We start from the raw sequence: 13626 nt of genomic DNA, 5'->3' as shown, positions 1-13626 counted from the left end.
CGTTTGGCGGCGTATGACGTGAAGTGTGGTTCTGAAAGGTTTAAGCCATGTTAACTTCAAAAAACCTTGTGACACTCAAGCGAGTTGTCGCAGGTCTCACAACCGTAGCGACAGTATTGTCGTTCACGGGCATGGCGCTGGTCCTTTCCTCTGGCGTAGCACTCGCGGCTGCAAAGCCGTCAGACTATGGTCTTAAGGAAGGCGACACTATCAGCGCTGCTGGATCTTCGGATCCGGACGTGTACATTGTGAATGAGCACGGGTACAAGCGTTTGTTCTTGAACCCAGCAATCTTCAACATGTACGGTCACCTTGGCGGTTTCGCCAATGTGAAGTCAGTCACGCCAGCAACCCGCGATGCATTCGGCACCTCTGGCCTCTTCCGCAACTGTGAAGCAGGCGATCAGAAGGTGTACGGTATCGATGTTACTGGTGAAGACACCGCAGTTCTCCGTTGGGTAAACACCTCCGGTGCGCAGGCAGTCGCAGATGACCCGAACTTCTTTGCGAAGGTCTTCTGCATCAACACAGCTGAATTCAACTCTTACAACAAGGGTGCAGAATTTTCCTCTGTGTTGCAGGTTCCTGCATACACCCGCGGTGGCGTAGCAAGCCCGTCATCCTCTCCAGTTTCTGGATCGGTAAACTTCAGCTTGTCTTCGAACAACCCAGCATCAGCAACTCTCACCAAGAACGCACAGGGTGTTGAGTTCCTCCGCTTTAAGGTTATGGGCACGGGCACATTGAGCGAAGTAACGTTCAAGCGCTTGGGTGCAGGTTCCACCGACGATTTCGACAACCTGTACGTGTACGAAGGTGCACGCCGTTTGACCTCAGGCAAGTCGCTCTCATCTTCCACGGGTGAAGTGACGTTTGCGAACCTCAACCTTTCGGTGAGCGGTACTCGCGAACTCTCATTGGTTGGTGACCTCTCGGCAACGGGCGGTAACGTCAACTACTTTGAGCTCAAGGGCGCAATGCTCGCATCGGGTTCTGTCGGCGGTTTGCCAGTCACGGGCAACACAATGTCCATCTCTGGTTCAGACAGCGGTGGCATCACGATGAACAAGGTTGGTTCGATCCCGAACCCGACGGTTGGTCAGAAGGGCGCACAGATCTCGGAATTCAAGCTTACGGCAAACACCGAAGCAGCTTCCGTGAAGCGCATCACGATGTTCCAGGGTGGCACGGTCAAGCCGTCTGACATCACGAACATCAAGCTCAAGGCAGGCACGAACGAATGGTCTGGCTCAATGACGAGCGACAGCTATCTCGTGTTTGATCTTGGTTCTGGCTTCTCTATCGTGAAGGGTGGTGAGCAGGTCTTCAAGGTCTATGCAGATCTTGGCGGGCGCAAAGATGAGGACGTAAACCTCTACTTCGAAAATTCGACCGATATCCTTGCGATCGGTGATCAGTACGGCTTTGGTATGGCCGCAACGATCTCCGACATGGACTCCGCAGCGGAAGCGTTCGACGTAACCCTCCAGGGTGGCGTTCTTACGATTGTTTCGTCTTCGTTGAGCTCAGCAAACATTGGTACGGATACAGCCGACACCACCTTGCTTGAGTACTCGATGACTGCCGCAAGCAACATCGAAGTTCGCAAGACGGAGTTCACGCTCTGTCATGATCCTGGTGCTGATGGTTCTTACGCAAACGCGGCAGACACCACCAACGGTTGGGCAGACCTCGATGACTTCAAGGTCGTCAACAAGGACACCGGCGTAACGGTTATGGGTCCTCAGGATGGCTCGGCCTTCACCACGTCCGATTCGGGCACGTGTGAAGATAGCGCAACGGGTGCACAGAAGACCTTTACTGACACCTACGATCTCGTTGCAGGCAAAACCTACAACTTCAAGGTCACTGCAGACATCAAGACGGCAAACAGCCGCTCCGGTACTGCGCTCGCAGCTGGTGATGCAATCCAGGTATTCTTGGACAACTTCACCGACGATACTCCTGACATCACTGTCATGAAGTATGCGGGCACCAACACCGCGGTAGCAGATGCAGACATCGTTCCGCAATCTGATATGGCGGGTCCAGCGCTGACGATCCAGGCTTCTTCACTGACGCTTGGTCTCGGCTCAGTAAATAGTCAGACGTTTGTACGCAGAACCAGTAATGTTGACGCCGTCGGCATCACATTCAAGGCCTCCCAGGCTTCAGCGCTTAAGGTGACGGACATCTCCCTCACGGGCTATGTTTCTGACTCTGGCGTTGCTGGTACCTTCGGGGCAGGCACTGCTCCAGCGCCTGATACGGGGATCACTATTGCTAACCTCGTTAGCTCGGTTGCTCTCTACGATAGCGAAAACATGACGAACCCGATCGCTTCGGGTGTGGCATCCTCGCTCTCAGCGACCACTGGTAAGGTCTCGTTCAATAACATGAACTGGAATATCCCAGCTGGTGCAACAAAGACGCTCTTAGTTCGTGTCAACCTTGGCGCGAATGCAACGAGCGCATCAGGCAGTGACTACTTCTCGTTCGACATCGATGCAACGACTGATGTTACCGCGCTTGATGATTCATCTCGCCAGGTAAACGCAGGCAATGCTGATCCAAATGGTGGTACGTCACCGACCACAATAGTGACTGTCAAGAACTCAGGTTCTCTAACAGTTGCTACAAACACAGCCGACTCTCCACAGAAGCACTCTGTGTACTGGGGTCAAAATGGTGATGTAGCAGGCGTATGGCGCTTTACAGCGGCAAACGAAGGCTACTACATCGACACCATCACATTTGGTGAAGATGACCACGGAACTCAGAAGACCGACTTTGCCCAAAACGCAAAGAATATGTACATCACGTACAAGAACAAGGCTGGCTCTGAGATCACGAAATCATCCAATGGTGCTCTCGCAACAGCGTCATTCAGCGGCTTCGCTGACAATGATCGTCCGTATGTTGCGAAAGACAGCTCGCTCGATATCATCCTTAAGGTGGATTACATGACTAAGGCTGAGGGTGCAACCTCCGGCAAAGTTTGGGATCTCGCCTTCATTGGTGACCATGGGGCGGGTGTAAGCGCGACAAGCATCTTCAAGGCAACCGGCGAATCCGGTGTCACGATTGATGCTTCGGATTCCAACATTGTAAATCGCGACTTGGCAGACGCCGGCCGCAGTACGCGTATCTACCGCGTATTCCCAGAATTTGCACTTGTTGCTCCAACCGCAACGAAGCTCTCAACGGTTGATCCAGTCTTGACCTTTACCATCACGGCAAAGGGTCTCTCGGACTCCCGCTTGTTCTTCGACAACACCGCAACTGCATCCGGTTCGATTAAATTCGATACCGTTGCATCTGGTGCCACTGGTACCGCAAGTCCCACCTTCACCGTTCGCGATGAAGTTGGAACGATTGTTGATACCGGTACGATCACGAATGCTTCGAACCCATCCGTGGGTGCAAGCATGACGATCGACTTCTCGAGCCAGGACGTTGAAATCACGGGCGGTACCTCGAAGACCCTCAGGGTCTACTTGGACACCATCACGGGCTTCAACACGCCGACCAACACCAGCTCTGGCGTTGCATCGGACTACTTCCAGCTCGTATTGCGTGACAACGAGGACAGCTTGATTCAGTGGGTTGATAACTCAACGAACTCATCTTCGGATGCTGACGTTGCGTCGACGCAAGGCTTCTTGCGCAACCTGCCGATGAGTGGCTACCAGTTCACCGCGCAGTAATCTGAAATGAGCGCTCTCACGAGCACTCATCAAGAGCCAACCCCGCCTGAAAGGGCGGGGTTTGGTTTTTGTTGCATCGGTCCTAGTCTTTGCATAGAATGGCGATATGCATAAAAAGCTTCTTATAGGTGTCGGCATTGTTGCGGTGCTCATTGCCGCTATTTTTATCGTTGGACCAATGCGTATCGCTTATTGGGTCGGGTATCGGGTGCCAGAACCGACACCAATTCCTGCCGACGGCTCTGCTGATTTCCTCACGCTTCCTCCAACTGTTGGCGCACGCGCATTTGCGCAGGGTCTTGAAGGACCACGCGCCATTGCGTTTGATCCGCGCGGCCGCATGGTGGTAAGTGAGATGAAAGCAGGACGCATCACGCGCCTTGATGATACAAATCGCGATGGGAGCGCTGAGGCCCGCACGGTGCTTATGGCTGGCCTTACGAATCCCCACGGGATTGCGTTTTATACGAACGACGCAAAAAAGACTTTTATCTACATTGCGGAGGAGCGTGGTGTGTGGCGGTATCCCTATGATCTCGCAACGGGCAGTATTACCAACACTGCGAAGCGAGAGCAGATCATGTCATTTCCTGTTGGCGGGAGGCACGTGACGCGCACAATCGCCTTTGGGCCAAAGCTACGTAAAAATGAGATCGTGAGTGGCCCTGGAGCGCCAAAACTTTCAGGATTTTTGAGTGAGACAAAGCTCTATGCAACGGTCGGCTCTTCGTGTGATGTGTGCGTTGAAGAGGCGACGTGGAAATACGGGTCATTACTCGAAGCGGACCCTGAGGGCACGTATACTGCAGAGTTTGCGGGCGGTTTGCGGAATACGGTCTTTTTTACATTTCACCCCATAACGAAAGAAATATGGGGCACCGATATGGGTCGCGACAACTTGGGAGACGATCTTCCGCCTGACGAAGTAAACATTATTCGTTCAGAGCAGAGCTATGGATGGCCGTTTTGTTATGGTGATCGGGTGCGTGATACGAAGTTTAACCCAGGGAGATTCTCGCGAACGGATATTCAAACTGATTGTGCAAAAACTATTCCCGCGGCGATTGAGCTTCCTGCGCATTCAGCGCCTTTGGGTATTGCATTTGTTCCGGCGAAGGGCTGGGGCTCACTCGGCGGGCAATTACTGGTGGCATATCACGGCTCATGGAATCGGAGTACGCCCACAGGGTATAAGGTGGTGCGCTTCGCCGTGGATGCGAAAGGTAACGTGAGTGATTCCGGTGACTTTATTACCGGGTGGTTGCGTGACGGCAAGCTCTTTGGGAGGCCCGTTGATCTCAAGTTTGGTCCCGATGGTGCGCTGTATATTTCTGACGATGCCGCTGGTGCTATCTGGCGCGTTGCTCCGCAATCATGATCTCGTTACGTCAGCGCATCGTGATCTCTGTTGTTGGCGCATTGCTGGTTATAGCCATGCTTGTTCCTGTGGCCCCCGATGCTGATACGTGGTTCCATCTCCGTATTGGCGAAGAATTACTTCAGCAAGGATCTTTTATACGCACTGAATCATTTTCTTTTTCGCGCTTTGGTGCGGCATGGGAGAACCACGAGTGGTTATTCCAAGCCGTTGCCGCGTTGGTGTGGCGCATAGGCGAGTGGCCTCTTGTGGCGTGGTTTTCTGCATTTTGTGGCGCGGCGGTTCTTGCGCTTTCATGGCGCGGCGGGCGACTATCGGGACACACGGCGCTTCTTTTTGTTTTGGTTGCCGGAGCGCTGACGCCTTTTATCACTCCCCGCCCGCAACTTTTTGCATACCTAGGATTGGCGGGGATGCTCTTTGTGCTGGAGCGCCTCTTTGCGCATGCATCATGGCGATGGGGCGCGCTCCTTGTGGGCACGCTTTTCTTTTGGGCGAATACGCATGCTTCGATCATTCTCGCGCTTGGAGTTGGCCTAGCGTTCATCCTTGATACGGTGTGGGGGAATTTGTCCCATGTATCTTCTCGGACAAAGACTATCCTCTTTTCTTCTTTGGGCGTCGGATTTTTAGCGACGCTTGCAAATCCTCTCGGCGCTTCGATCTATACGTATGCCCTCCAACCATTACGACAAACCGGTGTATTTGCGGCACTGCTTGAGACAATGCCACTTACCGCCCATATGGGCACGAGCCAGGGCGTATTTATTTTTGTGATGCATATAGTGTTGGGGGCGCTTGCGCTCTGGTATGCTTTTCGCTCTGAGAATCGTGCATTCCGAACGCTTGGTCTGTCAGTTGGTTTTTGGCTTATGCCGTGGGTGTCCATGAAGTACATTCCTTTTGCGTGGCTCGTACTGCTGCCTATGGCTCTTCGCGCGATGACCCACCTGCGCGTGCTCGTGCGATGGGAGTGGGTGTGTGCTGCGTGCGCGATCTGCGTTGTTCTCTTTTTCGGATGGCGTGCAGGGGCGGGGTTGCGAGATCCCTATGCCGTGTGGCCACGAGATCTCATACATTTCGCAGATACTCATGTGCCCGGAGATGCTCGCATGTATCACACGATGACATGGGGGAATTATATGCTCGCCCACTACCCCGAGCGTAACGTCTTCTTATGGGGCGGGTGCGAATGTTTCTACGACGGCCCACTTCAAGACTCTGTGGCGTTCGCACAAGGAGAGCGCGTAGATGAAATATTGGAACGCTACCAGTTCACAAGCGCGCTCGTGCGCCCGTGGGAATCGCTCGCATATATGCTTTCGACGCGTGCAGACTGGGCGCTTGTCTACTGGGATAATTTCGGCATGATTTTTGTAAAACGCATTCCAGAGCATGCCACGCTGATAGAACGCTATGCGCTTTCCATTACGCACATCAATGACACCATTGAAGCAACGCTTCGTAAAATTCCCGAGGCACGTATTCCAGAGCTTTTACGCGAATATACACGCGTGCTCGAGCGAGCACCGGATGCGGTATTGCCGCGTATGCGTCTGGGTATGTTCTTCCAAGCACTTGGGCGATGCGACCTTGCGCGAGACACATGGTTGCCGCTGACGGGTTCAAGCATTGCGCGAGGAGTTGCGTATCGGAAGCTTGCTGAATGTTACGACGTGCTTGGGGATACAGCTGCGCGCGATTATGCTCGTCGTATGGCCCACACACACGCTGGACAGAGCGCACTGTGGCTCGGTCGTCCGTAGGATTGCGCTGACGCTTGTTGCTTGGCATACTTATCTTTGCCTATGTTGGGATCATCCGCACAACAACGCACCCGCATGCTCATGATTCTCGGTCTTTGCATTTCGGTATTTTTTGTATACGCAACAAACTTACAAAATCCCTTGTTTTGGGATGATACTGATTGGATCGTCAACAATCCCGCGGTGCACTCTATCTCGTGGGACACTATTACGTTTTGGTTTTCGCACAATACGCTTGCCGGTATTGGTCTGCAGAGCAACTATTATCGCCCCTTCTTATTCTTTACGTTCGCCATAAATTATGTGCTCCACGGTGCGGCTCCTTTTGGGTATCACCTTGTGAACAACGTACTCCACATTGCGAATGTAGTGCTTGTGTTCTTGCTTCTAGAGCGCGCCTTTCAGAAGCGCTTTATCCCCTTTGTTGTTGCGGCGATATTTGGGTTGCATCCGCTCCAAACTGAGGCGGTGACATACGTTGCCGGTCGCGGAGATCCTCTCCATGTTTTCGGCATGCTTGCGGCGCTCTGGATGCTTCTGAAAGCCCGTGAAACACATGCGCGACGCTGGTATATCGGCGCCATGGTGGCAAGCGTGCTTGCGCTCTTAAGTAGGGAGACCGCAGTTATCTTCCCCCTCCTTGCTTCAGTGTATTTTCTTTCGTTTGTTGCGGTGGGATCGGTGCGACAGGCGATTGTGGGGGTGGCGCGCTACCTCTGGCCGTTTTTCGGCATTTCGTTGGTGTACGGCATATTGCGCCTTACGGTTTTAAATTTTGAAAATACACTTAATTTCTTTGCGCAGAGCAATCCATATACGGAGAGTGTGTTTGTCCGACTCATGACCTTTGCGTCGCTGCTGACCGAATATGCATCGATGTTCTTGTGGCCTCTTGGATTGCACATGGAGCGTTCCGCGGTGGTCTACACGCACATTTTGCAGCTACCCGTCCTGATCCCGGTACTTTTTGTGAGTGCGCTTATTGGCCTCTGTGTCATATTGGTGCGACGCTTGCGAACCGTTGAGGAGGGCCGCCCGAACAGCGCGCACCTTTTGTTTTTTGCGCTGGGGTGGTTCTTCTCCTGCATGGCGTTGACCTCGGGCATTACGCCCGTGAACGCGCTGATCTATGAACATTGGCTCTACCTTGCGATGGTGGGGCCACTTACCGCAGGCGCGTGGGCCGCATGGCGTATATGGGAACGGAATATGTTTACGTGGGTGCGCCCACTCATGGCTACAGGGTTTGTGGTGGCTGTCATCGTGTTCAGCATACTTTCGATCCAGCGCAATCGTCTGTGGGGAGATCCGCTCGCATTCTATCTAGACATTCTTCGCTATGAGCCACAGAGTGCGCGCATTAACAACAATGTCGGCAACATCTACTACGATCGAGGTGAATACGCGCGCGCTGAAGAGTACTACTGGAAAGCGGTTGCTGCCGAAGATACCTTCCCACAGCCACACTATAATATCGGGAGTATTCTTTTGGCCCGTAACGATATCTATGGCGCGCGAGCTGCATTTGAAAAGGCCGTTGCCATTGACCCCGCCTTTCCCTATGCATATGAGGGACTCGCCAGCATTGCTGCAAAAGAGGGTGATTTGGCGCTTGCCCGCACGATGATACAAAAGTGGGTTGAACTCCTTCCCTCCCATCCTATCGGATATCTGAATTTAGGGCGCATTGAGGCAAGGATCGGGAATAGGGCGGAGGCGCTCGCGGCATTAGAAAAGGGGCTCTCCCTAGCGGCGCCGGGGAGCGAGATTCGAGCCCTCATTGAGAAGGAGTTGAGCTCTCTCTAGGAGCTTGCTATGATGCCTTATATGCAGAAATCACTTATTGTAGGTTCGGTTATTGCGGGGGCTGTGCTTGCTCTCGCGTGGGGGGTTGTACGCTGGAATGACGCTCGCATAGAAGCGTCTCCATCGCCGAGCATTTCAGGAAGTCCGAGCGTTCTTCCGTCGCCGAGTAGCTCGCCCTCTCCCTCAGAAAAACCGCGTCCAACGACAACTCCATTTTTTGGACCAACAGGACTCAAGGCGCCAGCATCATGCAAACTTGAGGGGTCTGTCCGGTTTTTGAGCAAAGATACGTACGAGTTAAGAGATGCCCGCATCTCTTGGGAGAATATTGATAGTCGAGGGCGCAACATCGTGTGGAAGACAACTCCATCGGGTGGGCTCAACATTGGCCCTAATATTTTTGAGTCACTTAATCTTCCGAGCGGGTCATCTGACATTACTGTGGCCCTTCCGGCAAACCCTGCGAAGCGCTATACACTTGGAGCGGAGGTTGGTTACGGGCAGGTTATTGATGGCAACGTGGTGGTGAAGCAGGCAAAGTGTAGTGGTTCGATTGTTGTCGACGTGGCGTTTTAGCCTATGGCATTTTTTGAGCGCGCATTGGTAGCACGAACCCCCTGGGCTGTCTTTCTGACAGCCCTTGCGCTTTCCGTGGTGCTCTTTGCGCCGAGTATCGGCGGCGCATTTGTATTTGATGACGGCATTGTCATCGTCGGCAACCCTCTGATCGGAGGCGTTCCTGACGTGGGAAGCATTTTTAGTACCTCATACCATGCATACCAACCGCGCACGGGACTCTATAGGCCCCTGACTATTCTTTCGTACGCGTTGAATGCGTGGCTCTTTGGGGATGGGCCTGTTTCGTTTCACGTAGTGAACCTTGTACTGCATGCAGGAGTGATCACCGCAGTATTTGTGCTTGTTCGTATGCTGTCTACACCTCGCATTGCTGGGGCGACGGCACTCCTTTTCGCTCTATTGCCAATACATGTAGAAGCGGTCGCTTCTATCGTCGGGCGCGCGGAGCTCATGATGGCACTTGGCTTTCTAGGCGCCATCATAGCGGGACTTTCCAGAAAATCTTTTCTTTCTGCTCTCTTGTTCCTTGCAGGGCTCTTATCCAAAGAAACTGCTGTTGCAGTCCTCCCGGTGCTTGGGGTGATGCTGTGGTATCGGGGGGTCGGTATGAGGGATATCGCGATGGCAATGCGTTGGCACGTTGCCGCGCTCGCCCTCTTTCTGGGGATTCGCATTATGGTGTTAGGTGAGTATGCTTTTTCTACTGATGCGTCTATGGTTTATAACGCAATTGCGCATGCGCCCTCATGGCTCACTGGGGTTGCTATGGCGCTGCGCGTCGTGTGGGAGGGTTTCGCGCGGGTATGGGCGCCTTTCTCGCTTTCGTCCGACTATTCATACAGCGTCTTTTCATCGCTGTCGTGGTTTGGTAGCCTGCTAGGTGCCCTTATTATATTGAGTGCGATCCTTGCCGTCGTGCGCTATCGAAACACGCTGTATGGATATGCGGGCGCGCTCTTTCTTTTTCCTCTTCTCGTTGTGGCGAATATCATTGTGCCTATTGGTACGATCTTCGCAGAGCGACTGTGGTATATTCCCTCTGCTGGGCTTTCACTTCTTGCCGCTGGCGTCTGTATGCGCATGTATGAGCAATGGCCTCGTATAGTGCGGGTTGGGGGAATCGCGGCGATAGCGGTGTATGCGATTGTGTCTTTCCAGCGTTCGGGTGTATGGGTTTCAGAAGAAGCATTATTCCAGAGCGCATTTGCTGCACAGCCAGAGAGCGTGGTGAATCAAACGAATATGGCGTATCTCGATCTCAAAAACGAGCGCCTTGCAAATGCACGCTCGCGTATTGACGCGGTACTACTTAAAGCTCCGGAGCATGCTCCAGCGTTGAATCTTGCGGGCGCTATCGCGCAACGCCAAGGTGACTACACGGCTGCTGAGGGGTTCTGGAAGCGAGCGATACAGGCTCGTCCTGATTATCTCAATGCGTATCGTGGCCTTGGAGCGCTGTACTATGATGCGGGTTATTTTGTAGACGCGCGTGCGGTGCTTTCCGATGCGTTAGCCGTATACCCACGTTGGAGTGAAGTGTGGTACCTCTCCCTTGTACACATTGCGCTTGGGGATACTGATGCAGCGCGTGTATTATTAGATACACACGCGGCGCGAGCGGTCCCTGACGAGCTTACATTTGCACGGGCGCTGCTCGCGCACGCAGAAGGTCGCACTGAAGATGCGCGAGCGCTAGGGGCGGGCATCACTACGCCGCGATTGCAGCGTGCGCTCGAGGACGTATTGCCGCAACCATGATGTCAAAGCTTCGCTATAGCATATTGATTCTTTTACTTGGGGCGCTCATGGCGCTCTCGAGCATTCATACACTCACCTCGATCAATCAAGATATCGGGCGACATCTTCGTCTTGGAGAGATTATTACTTCAACTCGCTCGGTTCCCGCGACGAACCTTTTTTCCTTCACGCATCCCGACCAGCCATTCCTTAATCACCACTGGCTGGGTGAGGTGTTTTTATATTGGCTTTCGGGCATTAACGGCGTTCCGGGGCTCATTCCCATAAAAGCCCTGATTCTGGCCACTGCTTTTATGCTGGCATTAGCAAGTGCCTGGCGACGAGACGGAGCGTATCTCATGGGCTTCGCAGGCCTTGTGGCATGGGGGGTTATGTTAGAGCGAACCGATGTTCGGCCTGAGATATTTAGCTACCTCTTTATGGGGTGGTTCTTGTTTGTGCTCCTGCGTTATCCGCGGAGTTCATTGCGCTGGACGCTCCCCTTGGTGCAGGCGGTATGGGTGAATACACACATCACATTCTTTATGGGTCCCCTTATATATCTCTGTATCGTGATGGGTGATGTGGTGCGTGCTTTTCCTTTGTGGCGTGAGTCTGTTCGCCAGTGGTTGCCTCTTGGTATCGCGCTGGCGCTTGCTCTGCTGGTAAATCCGTGGGGGCTTTCTGGCGCTCTCTATCCGCTACAGATCATGTCCGGATATGGCTACTCAGTGCTTGAGAATAAGGGCCCGTTCTTTCTTTTAGCGTGGGGGTATCCGATGATTACTACGGTGATGCTGTTTGTGCTTGCCAGTTGCGTATGTATCTATAGTCTTATTGCCGGCAGTCGGGTGCGCCATGTTGTGGGGCCAGTAGCCTTAGCGGTGATAACGTTTATATTCGCGCAGATCATGATCCGAAACTATGCCATTTTTGGGCTCGCGGGGATTGCGGCGCTTGGAGCACTTGCCCAACAGCATCCCGTGCGGCTGCGCCAAGGCTTTTGGATTTCCGGAGTGCTCATTATACTTATAGGCATCAGCGTTATCAGTGGGCAGTTCTTCCCGCTTGCCCGTCTACCGCAACAATTCGGTGTGCATGTGCCCGTTGGTGCGCAGGCGGCAGTTGATTTTATTCGGGCTCATGAATTAAAGGGCCCTCTGTTTAATAATTTTGATATTGGTAGCTTTTTAATTTGGAAGCTTCCTGAAGAAAAAGTATTTGTAGATGGGCGGCCAGAGGCATATCCTTCCGACTTTGCGTCGTCAGTGTATATCCCCATGCAAGAAAATGCTGCGGTGTGGGAGGAGGAGCGTGCTCGCTGGAATATCCAAATGATTGTGTGGTCGCACAGGGATCTCACTCCTTGGTCTCGTACATTTTTAGAGCGCATGGCGAGCGACACGCGCTGGAAGGAAGTATTTCGTGACAGCTCTACGCTTATTTTGATCCCGCAGGAGATTGCTCGCGCAAAAGGGTTATAAAAAGGCGCTCGTACGCGGCGATCATGCTCTGGAGCGAAAAGCGCGTGACGATCCGCTGATGGGCGGCAATGACAATATCGTGGGCGAGTCGCTCTTCTGCAACGAGCGTGTGTATGCGCTGCGCTAGTGCTGCTGGATTTTGTGGCTCAACGAGTAAGCCGTCTTCGCCGTCGGTAATAATTTCCGGAATGCCACCAACACGCGTTGCAACGCTGGGGACTTTAGCAGCCATTGCTTCAAGGAGCGCCCACGGAAACCCTTCTTTCACTGAGGCAAGCACGAAAACGTCAAATGCGGGAATGAGCATTTTAGCATCTTGCCGTTGGCCTATGATGTGAACGCGGGATTGTAGATCTAAGCGGCGTATGAGTTGTTCAAGCGCGGGGCGTTCCGGTCCGTCTCCGACAATGATCCAGTGCGCTTGAGGATTAAAGTGGAGGGCGGCACGAATATATGTTGGCAGATCCTTTGCTGGATACGCATTCGCAATCGTGCCAATGAGAGTTGTGGTATCCGAGATCGGTATTTGTATTGCTTCAGCAATGTGCGCACGGGCTTCTGCTCTCGTATACGTTGTTGGATAGGGATCAATGCCATTGTGAATGGCTATGAGCTCCCTTCGTGGCGCGATGTGGTGAGTGATGCCAGCGTCGCGATCTGATTCACTATTAACGACTATGACGTCTTTCCAGCGCGCAGACCAACGCTCAAGCGTTCGGTATGTCGTTTGGAGAAGCGGGTGGATGGGATCTCGGAATTGCCAACCACCAATACGATACACAATGCGCATGTGAGGGAGGGCTTTTCTGCATGAGCGCGCCGCTATGGCACCAAGAATACCCGCCTTAGAGCTGTTGAGGAACAGGATGTCAGGCTTCTCCGCGAGGATGTGTTCACGGATATCTCGGATGCAACGTAGATCGTGCCATGGCGCAATTGCGCGACGTAGAGACGAAATGGGGCGATACGCAACGCGCTCTGGGAGCGCATTGCGCAATGCGTGATTGCCATCAGGACCTGCGGCAACAGAGAATGTGAAACGCTGTGCATCGCTATGCGTCACAAGTTCGCTGATGAAACGCTGTGCTCCGCCCATATCAGACTGGGTTATGATGCACAGAATACGGATTAAAGCCGAGGATTCGTGGGGCATAAGGGCGTTGTTTTAC

Annotated in this window: 8 protein-coding genes; 7 read left to right on the top strand and 1 reads right to left on the bottom strand. The window is 53.1% G+C overall.

Annotation, left to right across the window (positions count from 1 at the left end):
• The first annotated feature begins 47 nt into the window (after positions 1-47).
• The 7 genes from QY311_01230 to QY311_01200 all read left to right on the top strand — a co-directional run bounded on the left by QY311_01230 (position 48) and on the right by QY311_01200 (position 12457).
• Positions 48-3707 (top strand): hypothetical protein, encoded by a 3660-nt coding sequence (locus QY311_01230; GenBank protein WKZ27366.1) that lies wholly within the window; start codon positions 48-50, stop codon positions 3705-3707.
• 106 nt (positions 3708-3813) lie between these two features.
• Positions 3814-5085, top strand: a complete 1272-nt coding sequence (locus QY311_01225; protein WKZ27365.1) for a PQQ-dependent sugar dehydrogenase — start codon at positions 3814-3816, stop codon at positions 5083-5085.
• Positions 5082-6851 (top strand): hypothetical protein, encoded by a 1770-nt coding sequence (locus tag QY311_01220; protein WKZ27364.1) that lies wholly within the window; start codon positions 5082-5084, stop codon positions 6849-6851. The genes QY311_01225 and QY311_01220 overlap by 4 nt, the downstream gene beginning before the upstream one ends.
• Before the next feature lie 42 nt (positions 6852-6893).
• A complete protein-coding gene (locus tag QY311_01215) occupies positions 6894-8657 on the top strand; it encodes a tetratricopeptide repeat protein (GenBank protein ID WKZ27363.1) in 1764 nt (587 codons plus the stop codon).
• Between the two features lie 21 nt (positions 8658-8678).
• Positions 8679-9233, top strand: a complete 555-nt coding sequence (locus tag QY311_01210; protein ID WKZ27362.1) for a hypothetical protein — start codon at positions 8679-8681, stop codon at positions 9231-9233.
• Between the two features lie 3 nt (positions 9234-9236).
• Entirely contained in the window at positions 9237-10994 is a 1758-nt protein-coding gene (locus QY311_01205) for a tetratricopeptide repeat protein (GenBank protein WKZ27361.1), read from the top strand.
• Positions 10991-12457 carry a hypothetical protein gene (locus tag QY311_01200; GenBank protein ID WKZ27360.1) on the top strand — a complete coding sequence of 489 codons (1467 nt, stop codon included), beginning with the start codon at positions 10991-10993 and terminating at the stop codon, positions 12455-12457. The genes QY311_01205 and QY311_01200 overlap by 4 nt, the downstream gene beginning before the upstream one ends.
• Here the strand turns inward: QY311_01200 and QY311_01195 are convergent.
• Entirely contained in the window at positions 12414-13610 is a 1197-nt protein-coding gene (locus tag QY311_01195) for a glycosyltransferase (protein WKZ27359.1), read from the bottom strand. The two genes, QY311_01200 and QY311_01195, sit on opposite strands and share 44 nt — an antisense overlap.
• Positions 13611-13626: the final 16 nt, after the last annotated feature.

The organism is Candidatus Paceibacterota bacterium (assembly GCA_030583765.1).
In the GTDB taxonomy this organism is placed as follows: Bacteria; Patescibacteriota; Minisyncoccia; order 2-02-FULL-40-12; family GWA2-44-9.
Note: the sequence above shows the minus strand (reverse complement) of the source record. Positions and strands in the feature narration are given on the sequence as shown.